At 66.4% G+C, this 20,351-nt stretch carries 23 protein-coding genes and 1 tRNA gene; 18 read left to right on the top strand and 6 right to left on the bottom strand.

Going from position 1 to position 20,351, the window contains the following annotated elements; all coding sequences use genetic code 11:
* Window positions 1-79 precede the first annotated feature (79 nt).
* The 3 genes from ACIA5H_RS28370 to ACIA5H_RS28360 are packed head-to-tail and all read left to right on the top strand — an operon-like array spanning window position 80 to window position 2,576.
* The gene (locus ACIA5H_RS28370; RefSeq protein ID WP_397078502.1) at window positions 80-1,270 is read left to right on the top strand and encodes a thiolase family protein; all 1,191 of its coding nucleotides are present in this window, start codon (window positions 80-82) and stop codon (window positions 1,268-1,270) included.
* Window positions 1,270-1,926, top strand: a complete 657-nt coding sequence (locus ACIA5H_RS28365; RefSeq protein WP_397078500.1) for a 3-oxoacid CoA-transferase subunit A — start codon at window positions 1,270-1,272, stop codon at window positions 1,924-1,926. Before ACIA5H_RS28370 ends, ACIA5H_RS28365 begins: the two co-directional genes overlap by 1 nt.
* Window positions 1,923-2,576, top strand: coding sequence for a 3-oxoacid CoA-transferase subunit B (locus tag ACIA5H_RS28360; protein WP_397078498.1), 654 nt, complete (start codon window positions 1,923-1,925; stop codon window positions 2,574-2,576). Before ACIA5H_RS28365 ends, ACIA5H_RS28360 begins: the two co-directional genes overlap by 4 nt.
* A 388-nt stretch (window positions 2,577-2,964) precedes the next feature.
* On the opposite strand, the gene ACIA5H_RS28355 is transcribed toward ACIA5H_RS28360, so the two are convergent.
* Window positions 2,965-3,402, bottom strand: coding sequence for an HIT family protein (locus tag ACIA5H_RS28355; RefSeq protein WP_397078496.1), 438 nt, complete (start codon window positions 3,400-3,402; stop codon window positions 2,965-2,967).
* A 107-nt stretch (window positions 3,403-3,509) separates the two neighbouring features.
* Here ACIA5H_RS28355 and ACIA5H_RS28350 point away from each other — a divergent pair, with 107 nt between their 5' ends.
* Both ACIA5H_RS28350 and ACIA5H_RS28345 read left to right on the top strand, forming a co-directional pair.
* A complete protein-coding gene (locus ACIA5H_RS28350) occupies window positions 3,510-3,896 on the top strand; it encodes a hypothetical protein (RefSeq protein ID WP_355156942.1) in 387 nt (128 codons plus the stop codon).
* Window positions 3,893-8,269 (top strand): caspase family protein, encoded by a 4,377-nt coding sequence (locus ACIA5H_RS28345; protein ID WP_397078493.1) that lies wholly within the window; start codon window positions 3,893-3,895, stop codon window positions 8,267-8,269. Before ACIA5H_RS28350 ends, ACIA5H_RS28345 begins: the two co-directional genes overlap by 4 nt.
* Window positions 8,270-8,279: 10 nt before the next feature.
* Here ACIA5H_RS28345 and ACIA5H_RS28340 read toward each other — a convergent pair whose 3' ends face one another.
* Window positions 8,280-8,591: a hypothetical protein gene (locus ACIA5H_RS28340; RefSeq protein WP_397078491.1), complete on the bottom strand. Its 312-nt coding sequence runs from the start codon at window positions 8,589-8,591 to the stop codon at window positions 8,280-8,282.
* A 358-nt stretch (window positions 8,592-8,949) separates the two neighbouring features.
* Between ACIA5H_RS28340 and ACIA5H_RS28335 the strand changes: the two genes are divergently transcribed.
* Complete coding sequence (locus ACIA5H_RS28335) at window positions 8,950-9,240, top strand: hypothetical protein (RefSeq protein WP_397078489.1); 291 nt, start codon at window positions 8,950-8,952, stop codon at window positions 9,238-9,240.
* 628 nt (window positions 9,241-9,868) lie between these two features.
* Here ACIA5H_RS28335 and ssb read toward each other — a convergent pair.
* Window positions 9,869-10,279 (bottom strand): single-stranded DNA-binding protein, encoded by a 411-nt coding sequence (ssb, locus tag ACIA5H_RS28330; protein WP_397078487.1) that lies wholly within the window; start codon window positions 10,277-10,279, stop codon window positions 9,869-9,871.
* Between the two features lie 934 nt (window positions 10,280-11,213).
* Between ssb and ACIA5H_RS28325 the strand changes: the two genes are divergently transcribed.
* Window positions 11,214-11,741, top strand: a complete 528-nt coding sequence (locus tag ACIA5H_RS28325; protein ID WP_397078485.1) for an HD domain-containing protein — start codon at window positions 11,214-11,216, stop codon at window positions 11,739-11,741.
* Here ACIA5H_RS28325 and ACIA5H_RS28320 read toward each other — a convergent pair.
* On the bottom strand, window positions 11,717-12,199 hold the full coding sequence (locus ACIA5H_RS28320; RefSeq protein ID WP_280240669.1) for an NUDIX domain-containing protein: 483 nt from the start codon (window positions 12,197-12,199) through the stop codon (window positions 11,717-11,719). The two genes, ACIA5H_RS28325 and ACIA5H_RS28320, sit on opposite strands and share 25 nt — an antisense overlap.
* A 4-nt stretch (window positions 12,200-12,203) precedes the next feature.
* Entirely contained in the window at window positions 12,204-12,941 is a 738-nt protein-coding gene (locus ACIA5H_RS28315) for a helix-turn-helix domain-containing protein (RefSeq protein WP_397078483.1), read from the bottom strand.
* 143 nt (window positions 12,942-13,084) lie between these two features.
* Here ACIA5H_RS28315 and ACIA5H_RS28310 point away from each other — a divergent pair, with 143 nt between their 5' ends.
* From ACIA5H_RS28310 to ACIA5H_RS28260, 11 genes are all read left to right on the top strand, one after another.
* On the top strand, window positions 13,085-13,513 hold the full coding sequence (locus ACIA5H_RS28310; RefSeq protein ID WP_397078481.1) for a hypothetical protein: 429 nt from the start codon (window positions 13,085-13,087) through the stop codon (window positions 13,511-13,513).
* Window positions 13,514-13,515: 2 nt separating this feature from the next.
* Window positions 13,516-13,761, top strand: a complete 246-nt coding sequence (locus tag ACIA5H_RS28305; RefSeq protein WP_397078479.1) for a hypothetical protein — start codon at window positions 13,516-13,518, stop codon at window positions 13,759-13,761.
* 2 nt (window positions 13,762-13,763) lie between these two features.
* Window positions 13,764-14,423 carry a DUF2637 domain-containing protein gene (locus ACIA5H_RS28300; protein ID WP_397078477.1) on the top strand — a complete coding sequence of 220 codons (660 nt, stop codon included), beginning with the start codon at window positions 13,764-13,766 and terminating at the stop codon, window positions 14,421-14,423.
* A 1-nt stretch (window position 14,424) separates the two neighbouring features.
* Window positions 14,425-14,736, top strand: a complete 312-nt coding sequence (locus tag ACIA5H_RS28295) for a hypothetical protein (protein ID WP_397078475.1) — start codon at window positions 14,425-14,427, stop codon at window positions 14,734-14,736.
* Window positions 14,736-16,064 (top strand): FtsK/SpoIIIE domain-containing protein, encoded by a 1,329-nt coding sequence (locus ACIA5H_RS28290; RefSeq protein WP_397078473.1) that lies wholly within the window; start codon window positions 14,736-14,738, stop codon window positions 16,062-16,064. Before ACIA5H_RS28295 ends, ACIA5H_RS28290 begins: the two co-directional genes overlap by 1 nt.
* Window positions 16,061-16,258 (top strand): hypothetical protein, encoded by a 198-nt coding sequence (locus tag ACIA5H_RS28285; RefSeq protein WP_397078471.1) that lies wholly within the window; start codon window positions 16,061-16,063, stop codon window positions 16,256-16,258. The genes ACIA5H_RS28290 and ACIA5H_RS28285 overlap by 4 nt, the downstream gene beginning before the upstream one ends.
* Window positions 16,255-16,440, top strand: a complete 186-nt coding sequence (locus ACIA5H_RS28280; protein ID WP_397078469.1) for a hypothetical protein — start codon at window positions 16,255-16,257, stop codon at window positions 16,438-16,440. Before ACIA5H_RS28285 ends, ACIA5H_RS28280 begins: the two co-directional genes overlap by 4 nt.
* Window positions 16,437-17,063: a hypothetical protein gene (locus tag ACIA5H_RS28275; RefSeq protein WP_397078467.1), complete on the top strand. Its 627-nt coding sequence runs from the start codon at window positions 16,437-16,439 to the stop codon at window positions 17,061-17,063. Before ACIA5H_RS28280 ends, ACIA5H_RS28275 begins: the two co-directional genes overlap by 4 nt.
* On the top strand, window positions 17,064-18,755 hold the full coding sequence (locus ACIA5H_RS28270) for a replication initiator (RefSeq protein ID WP_397078465.1): 1,692 nt from the start codon (window positions 17,064-17,066) through the stop codon (window positions 18,753-18,755). It abuts the gene before it with no gap.
* A gap of 9 nt (window positions 18,756-18,764) precedes the next feature.
* Window positions 18,765-18,983, top strand: coding sequence for a helix-turn-helix domain-containing protein (locus tag ACIA5H_RS28265; RefSeq protein WP_280240656.1), 219 nt, complete (start codon window positions 18,765-18,767; stop codon window positions 18,981-18,983).
* 110 nt (window positions 18,984-19,093) lie between these two features.
* Window positions 19,094-20,194 carry a tyrosine-type recombinase/integrase gene (locus tag ACIA5H_RS28260; RefSeq protein WP_397078463.1) on the top strand — a complete coding sequence of 367 codons (1,101 nt, stop codon included), beginning with the start codon at window positions 19,094-19,096 and terminating at the stop codon, window positions 20,192-20,194.
* Between the two features lie 42 nt (window positions 20,195-20,236).
* Here ACIA5H_RS28260 and ACIA5H_RS28255 read toward each other — a convergent pair.
* A tRNA-Pro gene (locus tag ACIA5H_RS28255) sits at window positions 20,237-20,310 on the bottom strand.
* Window positions 20,311-20,351 lie beyond the last annotated feature (41 nt).

Here is a 20,351-nt window from a genome sequence, read left to right as displayed (position 1 = left end):
GCCATCCTATCGTCGCTACTTATCAATACGCGTTAAATAAGTATTGGACTGCATTAATCGTGCTGTTTACCGTCGAGGCGTGACCGATTCCTTCGTCTATGCCGCGGCGCGCACGCCGTTCGGGCGTTTCGGGGGTGCGTTGGCCGATCAGCGCCCCGATGACCTGGCCGCCGCGGCCCTGACCGGTGCGCTTGCCAAAGCTCCACACCTGTCTCCTGACGCGGTGGGGGATGTGATCTGGGGATGCGCGAATCAGGCCGGTGAGGACAACCGCAACGTCGGCCGGATGGCGGTGCTGCTGGCCGGGCTGCCGACCGGGGTGCCGGCGACCACGGTGAACCGGTTGTGCGGCTCATCTTTGGATGCGGTGATGAGCGCCTCGCGGATCATCGAGACCGGTGACGCGGAGGTGGTGGTGGCTGGGGGTGTGGAGTCGATGACGCGGGCGCCGTGGGTGCTGCCGAAGCCTTCGCGGTCCTTTCCTGCCGGGAACGTCACCGCGGTCTCGACCACGCTGGGCTGGCGGCTGGTCAACGACAGGATGCCTGCGGAGTGGACGGTCTCGCTGGGTGAGTGCAACGAACAGCTCGCGCAGCGGTTCGGGATCTCCCGTGCCCGCCAGGACGAGTTCGCCGCCCGCTCACACCTTTTGGCGGACGCGGCGTGGGAAGCGGGCTTCTACGACGACCTCGTCGTCGCGGTCGGTGGCCTGGCCCGCGACGAGGGCATCCGTCCCGGCTCCACTGCCGAGAAGCTGACCCGATTGAAACCGGCGTTCCGGGAAGATGGGTCGATCACCGCCGGGAACGCTTCCCCGCTCAACGACGGCGCGGCCGCGGTCCTGCTCGCGAGCGAGACAGCCGAGCTGGGCATCGATCCGCTGGCGCGGATCGCGGGCCGGGGGACGCATGCGCTGGATCCGCAGGATTTCGGTTACGCGCCGGTGGAGGCGGCCAATCGCGCGCTGGCTCGCGCGGGGATCGGCTGGGCTGATGTGTCCGCGGTGGAACTGAACGAGGCTTTCGCGGTGCAGTCGCTGGCTTGTGTCGATGCCTGGCTCGCGCAAGGGCTGGCCGATCCGGAGATCGTCAATGGCAAGGGCGGCGCCATCGCGATCGGGCATCCGCTGGGTGCTTCGGGCGCGCGGATCGTGGGCACTTTGGCGCACCGTCTCGTGGAGTCCGGTGGCCGGTGGGGTGTGGCGGCGATCTGCATCGGTGTCGGTCAGGGGTTGGCGGTCGTGCTCGAGAACATGCGGGAGGTGTGGTGATGGTGGAGGTCTGTGCGACGACCGCGGCGGCGGTCGCCGGAATCGCCGACGGCAGTACTGTGCTGATCGGCGGTTTCGGTATGGCGGGCATGCCCGTGCAGCTCATCGAAGCGCTCATCGAGCAGGGCGCGACCGATCTGACGGTGGTGTCGAACAACGCGGGCAACGGCGACACCGGCCTTGCCGCGCTGCTGGCCGCCAAGCGGGTGCGCAAGGTGATCTGCTCGTTCCCGCGCCAGTCCGATTCGTGGGTTTTCGACAGCCTCTACCGGGCTGGCGAGATCGAGCTCGAGGTCGTGCCGCAGGGCAACCTCGCCGAACGTATCCGCGCGGCGGGCGCGGGGATCGGCGCGTTCTTCTGCCCCACCGGCGTCGGCACCCAACTCGCCGCAGGTAAGGAGACCCGCGAGATCGGCGGCCGCACTTATGTTCTGGAGTATCCCCTGTGCGGGGATTTCGCTCTCATCGGCGCCTATCGGGCTGACCGTATGGGCAATCTGGTCTACCGCAAGACCGCTCGCAACTTCGGTCCGGTCATGGCGACCGCCGCCACCGCGACCATCGTCCAAGTCAGCGAGGTCGTCGAGACCGGCGCCCTGGATCCCGAAGCGGTCGTCACCCCCAGCATCTACGTCGACAAGGTGGTCGCGGTATGAACACCGGCCCGCTCAGCAAGGATCAGATCGCGGCCCTGATCGCCGAGGACATCCCGCCCGGCGCGTATGTCAACCTCGGCATCGGCCAACCCACCACCGTCGCCGACCATCTCTCAGCCGGCTCCGGGGTGGTACTGCACACCGAGAACGGCATGCTGAACATGGGCCCCGCAGCGGTGGGCGACGACATCGATCCCGATCTCACCAACGCGGGCAAGATCCCCGTCACGGAGCTCCCCGGAAGCGCCTACTTCCACCACGCCGACTCCTTCGCCATGATGCGCGGCGGACACCTCGACGTGTGCGTGCTCGGCGCCTTCCAGGTCTCCGTGACCGGTGACCTGGCGAACTGGCACACCGGCGCACCCGACGCCATCCCCGCCGTGGGCGGCGCGATGGACCTGGCCATCGGAGCCAAACAGATCTTCGTGATGATGACACTGTTCACCAAAGACGGCGCGCCCAAGCTGGTTCCGGCCTGTACCTACCCCCTCACCGGAGTCGGCTGCGTATCCCGGGTCTACACCGACCTCGCGGTCTTCGACATCGAACCCGACGGAGTCATCGTGCGCGACACCTTCGGCATCACGCTCGAGGAGCTGGCCAACCGCCTGGACGTGCCCCTGCGAGGCCGACGAGTAACGGCCTGACGGGAGTCACGTCCGGTCTTCCGGCTCCCGAGTTGTGACCGCCGCAAGACAGCGTGTCACCGGTCGCCGGCCGACCACGCGCGCGGTCCTGGAACGAACGGTCGCCTCAGCGCTCACCAGCGCACCAGCTTCCGGTGGACCGCATGGACGCGTAGTTTTCGGGCATTGCCGGATGTTCGACGGACCAGATCGACTCGAAGCGGAGTTCTTCCGCGGTCGTGGCCAGGCTTGTCAGCGCCGGGTTCCATCGAAGGCCCGATTGTGGCGGATCGATTCCGAACTTCGTTGTTCCTCCCGGTAGTAGGACTTACTGGGCATCAGCCGCCGACGGCTTCCCTCCACATGGTGAGCGGCCGGGTTGGAGCGCCCCTTACGCTACGTACCTTCTCTATCGAGCGGGCCGGGGTGAACCCGCATGAAAGTACCTGTCTTCTACCTGTCGAGTGACGTATGGCGCCAGCCCTTCTCCTACAGCGACATGCACATGAAGGTGCCGGTTGTGCTGTTCATCGCCGAGGGTGGTCAAAACCTGGCAACCACCATGCTCGTCGATGACGTCGCGGGAGACCTCCTGCACGATCTGCAGCAAGTGAGCACCCAATCCTGGCTTCAACTCCAGCAACGACCGAACATGGCGCTTCGGGACCACGATCACGTGATCAGTCCCGAACCCCTGAATCGGCGGTCGGAGCGCCAGCACCTGCTCGGTCTCGCGGACCACATCAACCTCGATCAGCCCGGGGAGAGGATATCGCGGCGGCGGGCACGTTTGAGCGCGGCGGCGATCTGAGTGGCGCTCAGCCTGGCCGCAATCCTCGTCGCTCATCGAAGCCCGGGCTCATTCCACCGGCGGACAGCAGATTGCGCGAGTGTGTAACAACTGACGCGAACATGCGACATCCTTAGTTGTCGAGGCGGTGGAGGGATAGGCGCATGGACGTTCTCGTCGAATCAACGCAGCCGGGAGGCGCGGACGCACTCCGCGACCTGAACACCGAGCTACTGAACGATGCGCGGTGGCGCGGCCGGGTCACCCTGCTCGAAAAGCCCGCCCCCAAAGGCACTTTGGGACCGGTGCTAGAGGGCCTGCAGATCGCGCTACAGCCGCAGACACTGGTGCCGCTGGCCACCGCGTTGTTCGCCTTTCTGCGCGTCTATACCTCGGACATCAAGATCAGCATCAGGCGCACCGACAAGAAGACCGAAGTCACGTTGTCCGCCAAGCGGATCAAGCGGCTCAAAGATGCCGAGCTCCCTGCCGCGCTGGCGGAGCTGATCGGCCGACTCGACTCACCCGACAGCGACAACACCGAATCATGACCGGACTGAGCGGCGCAGGTACACGCGTACTGCTCATCGGAACCGAACACACGGATAGCCCGAAGCTGTCCGACGTCCCGGCAGTGCGCACGTCGTTGGCGGATCTCCAACAGCGGCTGATGGATTCGTGCGACATTCCCCCGGCAAACATCCGAGTCGTCCTCGATCCACCCGATCCGGTCATGCTGGACGCGGTTATCCGGGCCACTGCCGCCGCGGCGACCGATGTCCTGCTGATCTACTTCGTCGGGCACGGACTGGTCGCGGCGGGCAACGAGTTGTTCCTCTCGACGGTGGCGACCGTTGACATCACCAAGAACCGCCCCGCCAGTCAGGCTTTGGAGTTCTCCGCCATTCCGGCGGCACTGTCCACGTCCACGGCGAGCACGGTGCTCGTGGTGCTCGACTGCTGCTACTCCGGCCGGGCCAGGCTCGGCTCCGATATCGCCGACGGCCTGCTGCTGGTGTCCGCGACGCCGTGGGGACCCGCGCTGGTCCGCGACGGCGCCGAGCACACCGTGTTCACCGGCGCGTTGCTGCAGGTCCTCGCCGCAGGCGATCCGAATGGCCCACCGCTGACCACGCTCGCCCGCCTGACCGAGCTACTCGATCGCAAGCTGCATGACCTCGATCCCCATCAGCCACGGATCGGCATCGAATTCCGCGGCAACGCAGGACGACTGGTCATCGCGAACAACCATGCCCACCGACAACCGAAGCCGGAGCCGCCGCCGGATGCGGGCGCCACCGACGCCGTCAACCCGTATCTCGGGCTGGCCGCGTACGAGAAGGAAGATGCGTCACGGTTTTTCGGGCGTGCTGAGACGACCGCCGCGCTGACCGCGGCCATCGCCGCGCGCGCCACAGACCTGATCGTGCTCACCGGCGCGTCCGGCGTCGGAAAATCCTCGATACTCGGCGCCGGGCTGCTGCCGCTGCTCGACAAGGGTAAGGAGTTGCCCGGCTCGGAGACATGGCGGCAAGTAGCGTTCGTGCCCGGCACCGATCCGCTGGCGGCGCTGCGCACCGAATTGGCCGGGGCCCTCCGAATTTCCCAGGAGGCCGTCGACGACCTGCTCACCGACGCCACCCGGCTGCGCGAAACCTGCAACACCACACCGATTGCCGTGGTGGTCGACCAGTTCGAGGACGTGTTCACCCACCACCTCGCCGTTGCCGATGTCTTCATCGAGGAGCTGACTGCACTGGCCAGCGTCGCCCGGCTGACGGTGGTTTGCCTCCGATCCGACTTTCTCGGGCGCTGCCTGAGCTACCCGGCGCTCGGCCCGGCGGCCAGAGCGGCCGTCGAAGTGACACCGATGACGCCCGCCGATCTCCGCGCGGTGGTCGAAAAGCCCGCCGAGCAAGCCGGTTTCGTGGCGGGAGAGGATCTCGTCGAGATCATACTTTCCGACGCGCTGCCGCGCTCGGGCCGCTCGGTGGAGGTGTTGCCACTACTGTCGCACGCGTTGATGGAGACCTGGCAGGTGCGTCGGGGCCGGGTACTCACCGCCGCCGACTACATCCGGGCAGGCCGCATCGAAAAAGCGGTGACCAAGAGCGCCGACGCCGTATACGCCGCGCTCGACGCGGCGGGCAAAGCCGAAGCGCGCCAGCTGTTTCTGGCGTTGGTCCCGCTGGACGGCGAGCTGCAGCGAACCAGCCGGGTCGTCGCGCTGGACGATCTCCGGCCTGACCCTCAGGTGCTCGACGTCTTTGTCCGAGCCCGGCTGCTCGGCATAGACCGAGGCGCCGTATTCCTCATCCATGACGCCCTGCTGGACGCCTGGAAGCTGTTGCAGGAGTGGATCGACCAGTATGGCGCGGGGATGCGGGAGCGGCAGCGGGTCCGCAGCCGGGCCGCCGAGTGGCAGGCCCGCAGACATCCAAGTCTGCTGCTGTCCGGTCCGGCGCTGGATTCGGCGTTGCGGTTACGCGACAGCGGCGTTCGGCTCAACAAGCCGGAAGAGGAGTACCTGCACGCCAGCGAGGGCAGGCAAACGTTCACCAAACGCCTGAAAATCGGCGTGGTCATAGGTTTGGTGGCGCTCACCGTGTTCTCGGTGGTAAACGGGACTCTCGCGATCGATCAGCGCAACCGCGCCAGGGCAAGCGCCGACGAGGCGGCCGTGCGTCAGCTGCAGTTGCTGGGGCAGATCCATGCGGAGACCAATCCTCGTGCGGCACTGAGCTTTCAACTGGCCGCGGCGCGGATCGCGCCGAGTGAGCGGAACCGCGCGGAGCTGGCGAGGGCCTTGGTCGGTAGCCCATTCGGAGGTTCGGTCATCATGCCCGAATTCCAGGAGGCCGACGACGCCATCACAGCGGTAGCGCTCAGCCCCGACGGCGGTCTACTGGCGGCCGCCGACGAGATCGGCCATGTGGCGCTGTGGCGGGTCGACGGCCACCAGCTGGCCAACGCTCCGGTCGGCAGATTCCGGGTACGGCACGTGGACGATCTCCGGTTCGACGCGACCGGCCGCACCCTCGTGGTATTCGGCCATGACTACGACAAGACGCGACCGGTCGACCAGCGTGAGCGCGATGTCCAGTGGTGGGACATCAGCGATCCGGCGCGACCCGCCCTCAGCCGCGCCGACAGCGGCGGGACGGTCGCGTTGATCTCCGCCGACGGGACAGTCGGCGTCCGCAGAACAATCATCGACAACGCCTCCGTGATAACCCTGGTCCGCATCGGCGACCAGGTCACCGAGGTCGCGCGGCCGGACATGCCGGGCGGGCTGCTCGGATTCAGCAAAGACAATTCGATGCTCGTCACCGGCGACGACACCGGGTACGTCCTGTGGGATACCCGGGATCTTGCTTCACCTGTGCAACTGGCGCGGTTTTCGACCGCCTTGCCGATCGAGACCGACCCGGCGTCCTTCAGTATGATCACCGGCGGACCGCGGGAGTTCGCCTCGTTCAGCGCGGACAACCGCCTGGTCGCGCTCACCGGACGCGGGGCTCCGGTCACCCTGATCGACCTGGCCGACCGCACCCGGCCGACGGCACTGCGCACCGTCTCCGACACGGGACCGACCGGGCTGATCGGGCCGAGCGCCACCCGAGCGGAATTCAGTCCGTCCGGACGCACGCTGACCGTCGGCGGAAGCGGTGCAGGCGTTCAAGTTTGGGACGTGCGTGACCCGCTGCACCCGCATGTCGAACGCAGCCTCGACACCGAACTGACGGGCCAGATCTGGTCACTGACGTATTCCGCGGACGGCCGTGCGCTGGTGTCCGGTGGGCGGGGCGGAAGGACGACCTTGTGGAATCTCGGCGGCGGCACCGGGATAGAGGTCGAGACCGAATTCGAAGCCCTCGGTGACGACGGGTACTTCAGCCCGGACGGCATGACACTGATCGTCGACCGTCAATCATCGCTCACCGAACCCGAGATGCTCGAGGTGTGGCGGCTGACCGATCCGCTGCACCCGGTGCGGGTCGGCCGAATACCCGAGCAGGCCGACGGAACCGCCGATGTGAGCATGGCGCGGGACGGTCATCTGGTCGCGGTGCGTGGCGCCGACGGCGCGACCGCACTCTGGTCGCTCGTAGACCCGGCCGACCCGGTACAGGTCGGGTCGGTCGCGACGAATTCGGGGATCGGCCTGACGTATCCCAACACGCACACGATGACCGTGCGGATGGACCACGCGGGGACGACCCTGGCCGTCGAGCGGGAGAGCCAGAGCCGCTTCGGGTACGTCGTACAGCTGTGGGATATCACCGACCCGGCACGACCTCGGCAGCTCGACGAGATCCCGGTCGGCGGTTCTCCGAAACCCGTCTACACGGTGTCGCCGGATGGCCGGTTGCTCGCCGCGGTCACGAAATCGGACCGTACCGGTATCTGGGACATTCGTGGACGGGACAAGTCTCGGCTGCTCGCGGAACTGCCGGGGGCGGCCGGGCGCGTGACGGTCAGCGCCGACGGCCGCATGTTGCTGAAAACCAGCAGCTTCACCGCCGAGAACCCTGCCACCGAGGTCTACGACCTGACCGATCCCACAGTGCCGCAGCTACGAGAAGCGACCCAGCGGGTGCTCAACTCGTCCGCCTTCAACCTGGACCCGCGGATACTCACCATGGCGCTGGGCCGCGACGTCATGCTCGCGCCCACCGACAACATGGACAGCACCGTGCTGCTCCCCGGTCATCTGGGCACCGTGGACGCACTGCGGTTGCGGCTGGACGGGTATCTCGTCTCCCGCGATCCGCGCACCGTCCGGGTCTGGGATGTCCGCGGTGCGCTGACGACGCTGCTCGATCCGGAAGCGGCAACCTGCCAACGACTCGGGACGGCGATCTCCGAAAAGGCCTGGCACTACTACGCGCCGAACCTGCCCTACGACAACGTCTGCCGCTGACGCTAGGGCGTCACTGGCGGACGATGTGTTCCGTCCGCATCGAGTCCTTCACCTGGCCGATGGTGAGATCGCGCGTGGCATCGCCCCGGAGCCGGGAGTGCATCCCGAGTGCGGCCGCTACTCCCGCCAGGCGTGCCCGATGCTGGCGGGACGGCAGGTGGTCCGCAGGACGGATGTAGAGCACGACCCGGTCATCCAGCGGCTGCCCGCAGACCTGGCACAGCCTGCGGGACAGCGTCTCTCGCAGCTGTCGATCGTCGAGTTTTGCCCCAGACCGGGCGGGTGCGGGCGCGGTGGGCGAGGGTGATGTGCGGGACCACAAGCCCCTGCGCCAGCGGTGCGTGCGTCAACCGCACGGGGATCGGCGGCCGTGCCGGTACTGGTACTACGGGTTCAGCCAACGACGATCACCTCGAATTGATCGGAGAATGGGACCGCCTGCAGTGGCAGACGGGCGGAGTGTCAGGACTCGGTGGGCTGGTTCGGGTGCGGCCGAGACAGCGACCCGGATCATCCGCTCGGTGATGCCGGGGGTGTGGATACGGATTTCGATCACCGCCCTAGAAGTGGGCGATCTTCCCAACCCGCTGGGGCTGCTTTTCCGGCGCGCAACGGGTCGCTGCGCAACCCGAACAACTTCGGCCGCACCTGGCGCGGCGTGTGGCGAGAACTTCGCGTGGGTGACCCCGCGTACGTTCCGCAAAGGCGCGGCCACCGCGGTCGACCACGCCTACGGCGGCCCCGAACGCGCCGCCCGCCAGCTCGGCAACACCCGCGCGGTGGCCAAGACGCACTACATCGACGTCCTGGAGACCGTTCCGGACAATCGGGACGTCCTGGAACGCTGGGCTCGCGGCGACGAGGGCGAAAGTATGAGATTTTCACTGGCTCGGGTCGAATCCGGCCCCATACCGATGAACGAGAAAACCCCTTCCGACGCTGGTCGGAAGGGGTTTCCTGGGTCGGGCTGACAGGATTTGAACCTGCGACCACTTGACCCCCAGGTCGGTCCTGGGGCTGAAATAGCATGTCAGCGCGTTGTTTTCGAAGTTTCGACGCGCTCCAGAAGTGCTGGTCGGTGAATAGCGTTCGTAGCGTGTGGTCCCGTTCTGGTCCCGCCGCTCGTGCTCATTCGAGGCGAACGTATGTTCGAACAGCCCCTCTGGGAGACCTGCCCCTGCGGCGAGCAGCGGGGTTCCGGGGCAGCGCCCCGTGTGACGCCGGAGGCGTCAGTCAAATCGGTGAACATGCCAGGGGTGACCGGGTGTGGTGTGTGCTCCTCCGGTCGACCTGGGCTTGACCTGGACCGCGCTGTCGGGGCGCGGAAAAGGATGGCGAAGCCACCGCGTAGCGGCTTGTCCTTTGGAGTGCCCCGGCAGTGTGGTACACCTCCGGCAGGTCGATCGGAGGAGTGCACGCCGGACCGCAACCAGCTCGGCTGGATCATCGCGCGACCGGCAGGTCGCGGAAGTACTTGCCCCGGACCGGTTTCCGCGGGCGGCTCTTTAATCTAAGTAATAGGCGAATTCGGCAGTCGATCGCGGTAGCCGGGTTCGGTGACCGGACCTGGTTGTAGCTGGCCCGGTCACCGTGGGCGGATCAGAACGGCGGCTCGGTGGCGTCGACGCTGCTGGCACCGTTGCGGGTCCAGCGGGTGATCTGCGCGGACTGGCCTTTCAGGTCGACGGCAACGGTGTCGGCGGTGAGTTCGAGGGCGGCGCGGGGCTTGGCGTCCTTCCCGAGGTAGGGATCAGCGGTCAGGCGGTGACCGGTGACGGTGACCCGGCATCCCTTGGTCAGGCTGTCTCCGGCGAGTTGGGCCAGGTCGCCCCAGCAGTTGATCCGGATGACGGTCTTGGCGGCGTCGACCCATTCGTTGCGGTCGCGGTCGTAGCGGCGGTCGTTGGAGATGACGGTGAAGTTGGTGACGAGCTTGCCGGTGGTCGTGACGCGGGGTTCGGGGTTGTCGGCGAGGTGGCCGGTGATGGTGACGGTGACGTTGCTGGCCATGACGGCTTCCTCCTGGCGGGGTTCCGGGGCTCGGTCGGCTCCCGGTGGTTGGTGGGACGGAGGACGCGGTGGCGGGGCATGCACGGTCACGTCAAGGCTCGCCATGAAGCCGTCTCACTTCAAACACATTGTGCGGCAGCTCAATTGGTGAGGCGGTTTCGTGGTGACTCGTCTTGGCCTTGTCGGGATCGGGTAGGGCCTGCCATGGTGGCATCCGCCCCGCCGGACACCGGGTGTCGTCCGTGCCGCTCCCCGGCAGGAGGAAGTTGTCGTGGTCGGCGACGGCGCTGGTGCCAGCAGTGGATGCCTGGGCGGCGGCACCGGATCGTGTGACGCGGGCACTGGCGGGCTCGGCATCGGCTGCACCGGCAGCTCCAGCGGACGCTGGTGCGGGCGTGGTCGCGGCGGAGGGGTTGGTGTCGACATGACCGTCAGTAGGGGCGGCTGCCGGGGTGGCCTGGTTCGGCTCGCTGGTGACAGTCGGATCACGGGATGTCGGGGCGCTGGTGCCGGTCGGCGTCTGAGTGGTGGGTCCTGGCTCGGGAAGGGCGTCGGGTGCCGTGACGGTCGCGGGCTCGTCGTCGGCGTCGTGGGCGTCGGCGTGGGAGGTCGGGGTGTGCGGGTCGCTCGATGGATTCGCGGCGGTGGTAGCGGTGGCGAGGTCGGCGGGCTGGTGTGCTGGTCCGGGCGCGGTGAGCGGGTCTGCTGCGGGCGGGTCAGGGTGGCGAGGACGGCTACCGCGGTCGGCTGCCGGATTCGACTAGTGCTTCGATCAATTGCGGCCCGCTAGCGGGTGCCGCGCCACGCCGACGCGCCGCGGCCGACGCTTCATCAGGCAGCGCTGCGTGTCGCAGCGTGGCGCGGCGCGCGCTAGCGCGCCGCCTTGATCCTGCACGGCGAAATTCGGCAACAACTCGCGCGTAGCATGGCAGCCGTGAACGACGCCATAGCCGAACTGCTGTCTTCGCTGACTGAATCGCGACGGAATCACTCGATCGCGGTGGGTCGGCGAATGGAGGGCGTAGCTGAGCTATTGCCAGTGGACCTACGTGCGGATGCGATCACGGCGGCGTATTTGCATGACGTTGGCTATGGATATCCGGACACCGGGTTTCACCCAATCGACGGTGCGCGGCTGTTGCGTTCGCTCGGGTATTCTCCCGTCGTGTGTCACTTGGTGGCGTTTCACACGGCGGCAGAGGTAGAGGCGGACGTCCGGGGCCTGGACGCGGGCCTGTTTGAAGAGTTCCGACTGGTTGACGTGGTAGGACTCGATGCAGCCGATGACTTCATGTGGTGGGCCGACCTCTCCACCGGGCCAAATGGCGAGGACTTCACGGTGGATGAGCGACTCGCCGAAATCCTGAGAAGGTACGAACCGGGAAGCGTGGTTCATACCGCCATCACGCGGGCAGAGCCGCGGTTGCGGATGGCAGCTCAGCGAGCGTCAGGGTCGATGTAGGGTTCGCTCTCGTTTAGAGCCCAGTCGATCCGCTTTCGTTGGCTGGGGTCCATAGTCAGAGACGGGATTTGATCGACCGGCACCCATTCGACGCGAGTGCTTTCGTTGCTGGTTGTTGGCTGTCCGCCGATAGCTTCGCCGCGATAGACCACGGTGAATTCCTGTCGGACCTCATCGTTACTGGTGTAATGGATGACGTGGGTCGGGTCGGTGAAGATTCCGACGATTCCGGTTACATGGATATCGACCCCGGTCTCTTCTTGGGTCTCTCGGACGGCGGTGTGGCTAAGGGATTCGCCAGGGTCGTGCGCACCTCCAGGCATTGACCAGTTGCCGTTATCTGACCTGCATATGAGGAGGACCGCGCCTTGCCGGTGGACGAATGCTGCTGCGCTAGGTCGGACACTATTGGCTGCTGGAGCGTTGGGGTCCTGGTGGTAGTCAATGCGGCGTCCCATGAGGTCAGGATAGTGCGGGACGTCCCGTAAGCCAGGCAGCTTCGAACGACTCCATGTAGTAGGAGAAGAGGCGACCACCTGGGACGTGCTGCAAATGCTGAACTGGGGACTTCGCCGCGTAGGCACCGTAGCTGTGGGTGTTGACAAGCATCGAGTCGCCGAAACGGTAGATGCTGTTGTACAGCGTTGTGCGGTGGGTGCGAATATCGACCATCGGCAAGTCCATCGTTTCGCGGAGATATTCCAGCGTTGACTGGCACCGCTGAGGTAGCGACGGCAAGCCTTCCTCGCGGGCTCGGGCGAGAACTTCCGGCGAGTCGCTTTCTCCAAGAAGGATTCGAACCTGCACGCCTGCACTGGCTTTGGCGCGGACGATATTTACGAAGTTGAGAGATTCCACGAGGAATCCGCCTGCGTACACCAGGACATCAATGTGGTCAGCGGCCTGTTGCATGAGCGAACGCCAAACCTCGTGTGGTACCTCGGGGCGAGTCGGCCAGATTTGCACTAGTTCGGATAGTGAGGCGGTTGCAGATCGACTACCCGCCAAAAGTTCAGGCCACAGGTAGGTCTCGTCGCAGTCCAGTTCGCGGGCGACCTTGAGCCGAAGTCCCGGGTGGGGGCATCGGTCTTGAGTGATCCACCGCTCAACCGTCTTGGTGCTGATCTCAAGTCGTTCCGCCAGAGCGTGTTTCGTGAGATCCGCTGCCGCCATTGCGCCGCGGAGACGTTCGTTGGTCATGCATCAATGCTACCGTAAAGTGTCCCAAAGTGTCCCAAATATCGGGTTATTTCGTCCCTGTGTGTCGCGGGATTCTAGATGTGTCGGAGGTTACACGGACCTCGTTTAAGGCGGAATCGCCACTGACACAAGGAGTTACGGCAATGGCATTGAAGGATGTTTGGTTCACCCCGGCGTTCGAGGACGCGTTCCCAATGGGTCTGTTCCTGCTGGGGGAGATCACGCCGGTGACGGAGTTCAGCACCGACCGCAACGCGCCCAAGCGTCAGCGGCTGGACCTGGACGCGGAGGGCAACGGCACCGGGAAGCGGCTGTGGAAGGGCACGGTCACCGACCCGGCGGCGGCGAACGCGAAGCAGGCGAGCTTCGACGTGGTGTTCGTCGCGGACGTGCAGCCGGTCCCGGCGGCTCCGGAGATCGCTCGAGGTATGCGGCCGGTGGAGTTGGAGGGTTTGCAGGTCAAGCCGAAGATCGCGGGTCAGGGTGAGTTCAAGTCGATCGGCTGGACGATCCGCGCGACCGGGATCAAGGGCGACAACTCCGGTGCCAAGTCGGCTGCGAAGGCGGCGTGATCATGTCGTTCTTCCACACCACCGTTTCCGGCCATGACGGGATCACCGCCGAGTATCACCCCGAGCGCGAATCGACCTACGACGGCGGTGTGATCCCGGCGACGGTGTTCATCGAATTGGTCGACGCGCATGCGTATTTGAGCCTGAGCATCGCGGATGCGCGGTCGCTGCTGGCTCAGTTGCCCGTGGTGTTGGCCGAGCACGATGCGGTCGAGGCTGCGGCGGCATCGTCGGACAAGGCGGCCTGACGATGAATACGGCGGATCAGTCGGCGGGGATGCGTCTTGCGCGCTGGTCCGCCGTGGTCATCATCATCGCGGTCGGAGCGGCGGCGTTCCGGTTGTCGTTCGCGACGCTGAAGGATCTCGCGGTTCTGGCGCACATTCCGGCGCGGGATGCGTGGCTGTTCCCGCTGATCGTGGACGGCACGATCCTGCTCGCGACGTTCGGAGTGCTGGTCCTGGCCAACGCTCCGGAACGCCGGTTCTTCGTCACCGTCCTGGTGATCGGCTCGGTGGTGTCGGTGGCGGGCAACTCGCTGCACGCGGTCGCGGCCGGTCGAGAACTGCCGTGGTGGGCCTCGGCGCTGGTGGCTGCGATCGCCCCGATTTCCCTGCTGGCCGACACACACGGGTTGGCGCTGCTGATCCGTGCGGCACAACGAGATTCGGCACCCGAACCGGCTCCAGCTCCCGTGGTCGAGCCTGCCACAGAGCAGGCAACGGCCGAACCCGAGCCTGAGCCGGTGCCGGTGTCTGTCCCTGAGCCCGCGCCTGTCCCGTTGCCGGTGCCTGAGCCGGTGCGGGTGGCTGAGCTTCGCCCGGTGCCTGACGCACCGGTGCAACTTCCTGTTCGTTCTTCGCGACCGGTCCAGACCATGCTGCCGATCGCTGTCCCTGTTGGGGGTTGAAATGAGTTTCTCTGTAACCGTTCCTGCTGTGGCGACGGGTGTTTCGGCGCTGGTGAGCGTGCTGGCCGGTGTCGGTGTGCTGGTCGATCAGACACCTGATACTGCGGCCCCGCTGGTCCCGGCTGCGTCGTCCTCGGTCGTCGCCTCCACGACTGCGGGTCCGGCTCCGGCCCCGGTCGGGTGCGTGATGTTCTGCGAGGACGCCGCTCTCGGTCGGCCTGAGGTCGATAAGGCTCCGGTGTCGTCCCCGGCTCCGGAGGGGTGCCGCCTGTTCTGCGAGCTGGAGCGCGGCCGGGAAGGTCAGGGGTTCTGATGAGCATCGCGGGAACGGTCATGCTCGCCAGCGGGATGTGCACGGGGGCGTCAGCGTGGTGGTGGCTGCGGTCGATCGCGGCGTGCGGCGGGGAGATGCAACCGGCTGGTGGTGTCCGTGAGGCTGTCGCGGCTGCTCCGGTGGAGCTGCGGACGGCGGTGTTGGTGATCGCTGATCCCGAGCAGCGTCCGCGCATGTTCCTGGCGCTGAAGCTCGGGTCGGTCGAGACCGGTTTCCCGGTGCTGGAGGACTGGGTGTACACCGACTACGGGCTTCAAGTGGATCTGTTGATGCTGTCGGGGCAGACCCGCAACGACTGGTCCAAGGACGAAACCCGCGACGCACTGTGCCAGGTCCTCGGTGTACCAGAGGTGCGGGTGGTTTTCCCGCACCCGGGGGTGGTCCGTCTCGAGCTGCGTGTGTTCGACACCTTGGCCGACACCGCCACCCTGCCGGGCTCGGTCTCCGCCGCGGGGGTGGACCTGGAAGCGGTCCCGGTCGGCGTAACCGAAGACTTCGACACCTGGCGGGTACGGGTGCTCTACGGACACATCCTGCTCGCCGGTGCCACGGGTTCGGGTAAAGGCTCGGTGCTGTGGTCGATCATCGCCGCACTCGGCCCCGCCATCAAAGCCGGATTGGTGGACCTGTACCTGGCCGACCCGAAGGGCGGCGCGGAGTTCGGCAAGGGCGAAAACCGGTTGTTCGTCCGCTTCGCCACCGACAACACCACCATCCTTGCCATGCTCGCCGAAGCCGTCGAGCTGATGCGCGAACGGCTCGCCAGGATGCGGGCGGCGGGCCTGCGCAAGATCGTGCCCAGCACCGATGAGCCGCTGATTCTGATCATCATCGATGAAGCGGCGTCGCTGTCGTCGTACGCCACCCGCGATGAACAGCAGGAGTTCCGGCGTCTGACGGGGCTGTTGTTGTCGCAGGGGCGTGCGGCGGCGGTGTCGGTGATCGCGGCGTTGCAGGACCCGTCCAAGGAGACGATGCCCAACCGGCAACTGTTCCCCGTCCGCATCGGCCTGCGGCTGGACGAACCCACCCAGAGCGCCATGGTTCACGGCCAAGGCGCACGCGACCGCGGCGCACGCTGCGACGAAATCTCCGACCTCACACCGGGTGTCGGCTACGTCGGCGAAGACGGCACCAGCGAGTTCGTACGGGTACGGGCGTACTTCGTCTCCGACGACGACATCGACGCGATCGTGGATGCCTACTCCCCGGCACCGCAGATCACCGGCCCCGCTGAGGACTACTCCGGGTTCGATCCCGATGACCTGGGTGAGGGCACCGACACGGAAGGGCCGGTGGCGGCATGAGGAACTCGGTCGACACCTTCGAGGCGGACGCGGTGGTTCACGTGCGGGCGCGGCGGCGCTGCCAGCTCGAACGCGCCGGACGCAATTCGCTGGCGGTCGCGGTGGCTCTGCTGGTCGAAACCGGCGAGCTGCCGGGCTGGGACGTCAGCGACTACGACGACGACAACGGCGAGGATTCGGGGTGGGCGGCATGACCAACGACACCTCCAAAGGCGCTGGACGGCAAACGAATCCGATCGTGGTGGCCGCGGCCGAACAGGTCACCAAGTCCAAGCGGCGGCGTCGCACCCGCAGCCAGGCCAGGGACCTGCCGCGCTGGGAGTGCCCCGACCAGATGAGCCTGTTCGACCCCTCCACCGGAAAGGCGGACCGATGACCACCAAAACCGTTCAAATCCGCAAGGACACCCGCATGGACGCGTTCGACCTGTTCGCACTCGGCCTGCTCAACCTGGCGGCGGCAACCCTGGTCGGCCTGTGGTGGCTGCTGCTGTTCCCGATGATTTCCCTCCCCCTCGCCCTCGTCGTCACCGCCTGGGCGCTGTGGGGGTGGCCGGTGGGGCTCGCGGCTGCCGGGGTGTCCGTCGCGGGCCTGCTGTGGTGGCAGCGCGCCCGCCCCGAGGCGTTCGACCGCTGGGTCACCCGCCGCGCGCGTGTCCGGTTCCTGACCTGGCACCGCTACCGGCGGCGGTGGGTCAAGCTGATGCGGGCCTGCCACCTGAGCATCGACCGCGGCGACCGCACATTTATCCCCCGCCTGCTCGGGGTGGAGATCGGTCCGGCGACGGATCGGGTGCGGGTGCGGATGCTCGATGGGCACTGCCCGGCGGACTTCGAGAATCGGGTCACGCAGTTGGCGCACGCCTTCGGCGTGTTGGACTGCCGGGCCACCATCATCGGCCCTGGCACCGTTGAGTTGGCGTTCCGCCGCTCGGACTCGCTTGCGGAAACGGTGATCCTGCCTCGGGTGGATCACTGGATCAGGCCGAAGGCGGCGTAGATGGAACCCACCACCACTGACACTGACTCGGTGGTCCCGATCCGGCAGACCGCGGCACAGCGCCGTAGCCTGCCGGATTTCCGGGATGTCGCTCACGCGGTAGCCGATGAGCAGCACGTCTGCCGTCGCCCGGTTCCGATGCGCGCCGAAGACCCGAAAGCGCTGCGGGTGGAGTACATCGGCGCACCGTGCAAGTCCACCATCGAATCGGTCTGCCCGGCCTGCGCGGAGAAGGCTCGGTATCTGCGGATGACGCAGTGCCATGAGGGCTGGCACATGGACGCCGAACCGGTCGCCGACAAGCGCACGCCCACCCAGCAGCAGAAGAAGCTGATCGAGACACGCTCGGACCTGTTCGCTGCCTACCAGGCCGCGAAAGAAGACGGCGACCAGCAGCGAATGAACGACGCCGCCGAAGACGTAGCCGACATCGACAAAGAATTGCGCGAGTCAGGGTTCCGCGGCCGTCTGCCGGAGCTGGACGCATCGCGCAAGGATCGGCGCAAGCGCTCCACCAGCCGCCGCCAAGATGTACCCGACCTGCCCCGAATGAAGGTCACCAAGACCACCATCGGGCGCGAGTACGCGGGCCGCTACCGGCCGTCGACGTTCGTGACCCTCACCCTGCCTTCCTACGGGTCGGTGCACTCCGACGGCGCGATCGACTCCAAGGGCCGCGTCTGCGGTGACGGCTCACCCCGCGACCCGGACACCTACGACTACACCCGTGCCGCGCGGGACATCGTGCACTTCTCCGCGTTGTTCGACCGGTGGATACAGAACTTGCGCCGCGCGGTCGGCTGGGACGTGCAGTACTTCGCCACCGTCGAACCCCAGAAACGCGGTGCCCCACACCTGCACATCGCGATCCGGGGATCGATCCCGCACGCAGTGTTCCGGGCAGTCACCGCGGCGACGTATCACCAGGTGTGGTGGCCCCATCATGACCGTGAGGTCTACACCGGTTCCCGGATGCCGGTGTGGGATGCAAAGGCCGGCACTTTCATCGATCCCGATACCGGGCAGCCGTTGACCGGGTGGGATAAGGCGCTGGACACGATGGACTCGGTGGACGAACTGGAGCCCGCCCATGTGGTCCGCTTCGGAGTCCAGGTCAAGCCGGTCGGCGTGCTGGGCGGCACTCCCGAAGCCGACCAGAAGGTGCGATACCTGACCAAATACCTCACCAAGAGCATCGCCGAAATCATCGAACCGAAGTCCCGCCGCGCCGCCGAACACTACGACCGGCTCCACGCCGAACTCCAGCACACCCCGTGTTCGCCGCGCTGTGCGGTGTGGCTGCGCTACGGCATCGTCCCCAAAGGTGCCACCGTCAAGACCCAGCCGGGCCGCTGCAAGGGCAAAGCCCACCGCCGCGACACGTTGGGCCTGCCCGGTCGGCGGGTGCTGGTGTCGCGTCGCTGGTCGAACAAGACCCTCCCCGACCACAAGGCCGATCGCGCCGAGTTCGTTCGGCAAACCCTCGCTGCGATCGGGATCGTCAAACCGGATCGTTCGCACCTGATCGTCACGCCCGTGGAACCGGGCGACAAGAACGTCCCGCCCCGCGATCACCTGATCATGGCGGCGGTGTCTCAGCGCATCACCTGGCGCGCCGAGTACGAAAGAGCGCTACTCGCGGCCAGTCCACCTGGGGCACAACAACCTTCGGAAATCCAACAGGCTGCATGAGGAGGGGTGATGGATACACGGCTGGTTGACGGCAAATGGTATTCGACGGCGGAGCTGGCATTGCTGCTCGGCATTGATCCGTCGAGTCTTCGGCGGTGGCGTACCGCAAATCCTCCGTGCGGCCCTGCGTTCGTGCGGGTCTCTCCGCGGGTGGTGAAGTACGCGGCGGAAGACATCGAGGTGTGGTTGCAGGGTCGGCGTACTGATCCATCCCAGGCGGCGGCGTAATGGCTGAGCAGGCGAATATACCTGTTGGAGTGCGACTTTCGTCCGACATCGAAGAGCGGTCGGACTACGGTCGGCGTCCGTTCAAAGCGCGGGTCCGCTGGACTGATCCGGTGACAAAGAAGCGCCCCTCCGTCTCGGAGCCGTTCGAGACTCGGGAGGAGGCAGAGGCGTGGATTGCCCGTCTGGAGCGGAAGGCGGCCCAGGGGATCGACCCGAAGACGGCGACGATGCGCTTGGCGGACTACGGCGAGGCAAACATGGAGTTGGCGTTGCGGGGTCTGGAGAAGAAGACCACCGACCCCTACATGGCTGGCTGGCGCAAGCGCGTGGTTCCGACGCTGGGGCATCTCCCGGTGGCCATGCTGACCAATGGTGCGGTGGATCGCGCGGTGGTTGGCTGGATCAACGACGGTGCTGGTAAGTCGACGGTGAAGAACAGTCTCGCGGTGCTGGTGCGGGTGATGGAACAGGCTGTACGGGACGAGATTCGGGAGACGAACCCGGCGCGGGTGCGCGGCTGGCAGAAGCTCTATCAGCAGATCGAGGACGAACTCGATGATCCGCGGTCGCTGGCGCTGCCCAACTGGTCGGCGCTTGTGACGCTGGCCGATGCCCTGGTGAATCGTTCGGCAGATCACTACCGGGGCTGGGCCGATGTGGTGATCTTCGCCGCGTGCACCGCGTCCCGTATCGGCGAGGTGTCCGGCTGCCGCGTGGGCGACATCGACACCGAAACCTGGACTTGGCGAGTGCGGCGGCAGACCACACCCGGACCGGGCGGCATGGAGGACAAGGGCACCAAGGGCAACCGTGCGCGGTACGTTCCGCTGATCGAAGAAGTTCGGCAACTGGTAGCCCAGCGCATCGCGAGCGTCGGCACCGACAAGCCCGATGCCCGGTTGTTCCGCGGCCCGCGCGGAGGACGGATCGCGACCGGCGTGCTTCGCGATGCCACGCACTGGGATGAGGTCGTGACCAAGCTCGGTTACGAGCATCTACGTCGGCACGATCTACGGCACACCGGACTGACCTGGATGGCCGATGCGGGGGTGAGCCTGCACGTGCTCCAGAAGATCGCCGGACATGCCGATAGCCGGACGACGGAGCGGTACCTCCACCCGGATCGGCGGGAGATCACCGGGGCTGGTGACAAGCTCTCCGAGCATCTGCGGTCCCGTTCTGGTCCCGCTCTGCGGGTAGTCGGAAAATGAGAAAGGCCCCTCCGACGCTGGTCAGAGGGGCTTTCTCGTCTGTCGGGCTGACAGGATTTGAACCTGCGACCACTTGACCCCCAGTCAAGTGCGCTACCAAACTGCGCCACAGCCCGTTGCGTCCGCTGTGCGGGCGCTCGAAGAGATTACCGCACGA

Source organism: Nocardia sp. NPDC051900 (genome assembly GCF_044452545.1).
Lineage (GTDB): Bacteria > Actinomycetota > Actinomycetes > Mycobacteriales > Mycobacteriaceae > Nocardia > Nocardia sichangensis.
The sequence above is the reverse complement of the archived record's forward strand: the minus strand, read 5'-3'. Positions and strand labels throughout refer to the sequence as shown.

Excerpts from the sequence above, each read along its gene's own strand:
- ACIA5H_RS28305 (WP_397078479.1), top strand. The coding sequence starts at position 13,516 with ATGTCGTTCTTCCACACCACCGTTTCCGGCCATGACGGGATCACCGCC.
- ACIA5H_RS28310 (WP_397078481.1), top strand. The coding sequence starts at position 13,085 with ATGGCATTGAAGGATGTTTGGTTCACCCCGGCGTTCGAGGACGCGTTC.
- ACIA5H_RS28275 (WP_397078467.1), top strand. The coding sequence starts at position 16,437 with ATGACCACCAAAACCGTTCAAATCCGCAAGGACACCCGCATGGACGCG.
- ACIA5H_RS28290 (WP_397078473.1), top strand. The coding sequence starts at position 14,736 with ATGAGCATCGCGGGAACGGTCATGCTCGCCAGCGGGATGTGCACGGGG.
- ACIA5H_RS28300 (WP_397078477.1), top strand. The coding sequence starts at position 13,764 with ATGAATACGGCGGATCAGTCGGCGGGGATGCGTCTTGCGCGCTGGTCC.
- ACIA5H_RS28345 (WP_397078493.1), top strand. The coding sequence starts at position 3,893 with ATGACCGGACTGAGCGGCGCAGGTACACGCGTACTGCTCATCGGAACC.
- ACIA5H_RS28265 (WP_280240656.1), top strand. The coding sequence starts at position 18,765 with ATGGATACACGGCTGGTTGACGGCAAATGGTATTCGACGGCGGAGCTG.
- ACIA5H_RS28270 (WP_397078465.1), top strand. The coding sequence starts at position 17,064 with ATGGAACCCACCACCACTGACACTGACTCGGTGGTCCCGATCCGGCAG.
- ACIA5H_RS28355 (WP_397078496.1), bottom strand. The coding sequence starts at position 3,402 with ATGAGCGACGAGGATTGCGGCCAGGCTGAGCGCCACTCAGATCGCCGC.
- ACIA5H_RS28285 (WP_397078471.1), top strand. The coding sequence starts at position 16,061 with ATGAGGAACTCGGTCGACACCTTCGAGGCGGACGCGGTGGTTCACGTG.
- ACIA5H_RS28315 (WP_397078483.1), bottom strand. The coding sequence starts at position 12,941 with ATGACCAACGAACGTCTCCGCGGCGCAATGGCGGCAGCGGATCTCACG.
- ACIA5H_RS28320 (WP_280240669.1), bottom strand. The coding sequence starts at position 12,199 with ATGGGACGCCGCATTGACTACCACCAGGACCCCAACGCTCCAGCAGCC.
- ACIA5H_RS28280 (WP_397078469.1), top strand. The coding sequence starts at position 16,255 with ATGACCAACGACACCTCCAAAGGCGCTGGACGGCAAACGAATCCGATC.
- ACIA5H_RS28295 (WP_397078475.1), top strand. The coding sequence starts at position 14,425 with ATGAGTTTCTCTGTAACCGTTCCTGCTGTGGCGACGGGTGTTTCGGCG.
- ACIA5H_RS28360 (WP_397078498.1), top strand. The coding sequence starts at position 1,923 with ATGAACACCGGCCCGCTCAGCAAGGATCAGATCGCGGCCCTGATCGCC.
- ACIA5H_RS28365 (WP_397078500.1), top strand. The coding sequence starts at position 1,270 with ATGGTGGAGGTCTGTGCGACGACCGCGGCGGCGGTCGCCGGAATCGCC.
- ssb (WP_397078487.1), bottom strand. The coding sequence starts at position 10,279 with ATGGCCAGCAACGTCACCGTCACCATCACCGGCCACCTCGCCGACAAC.
- ACIA5H_RS28350 (WP_355156942.1), top strand. The coding sequence starts at position 3,510 with ATGGACGTTCTCGTCGAATCAACGCAGCCGGGAGGCGCGGACGCACTC.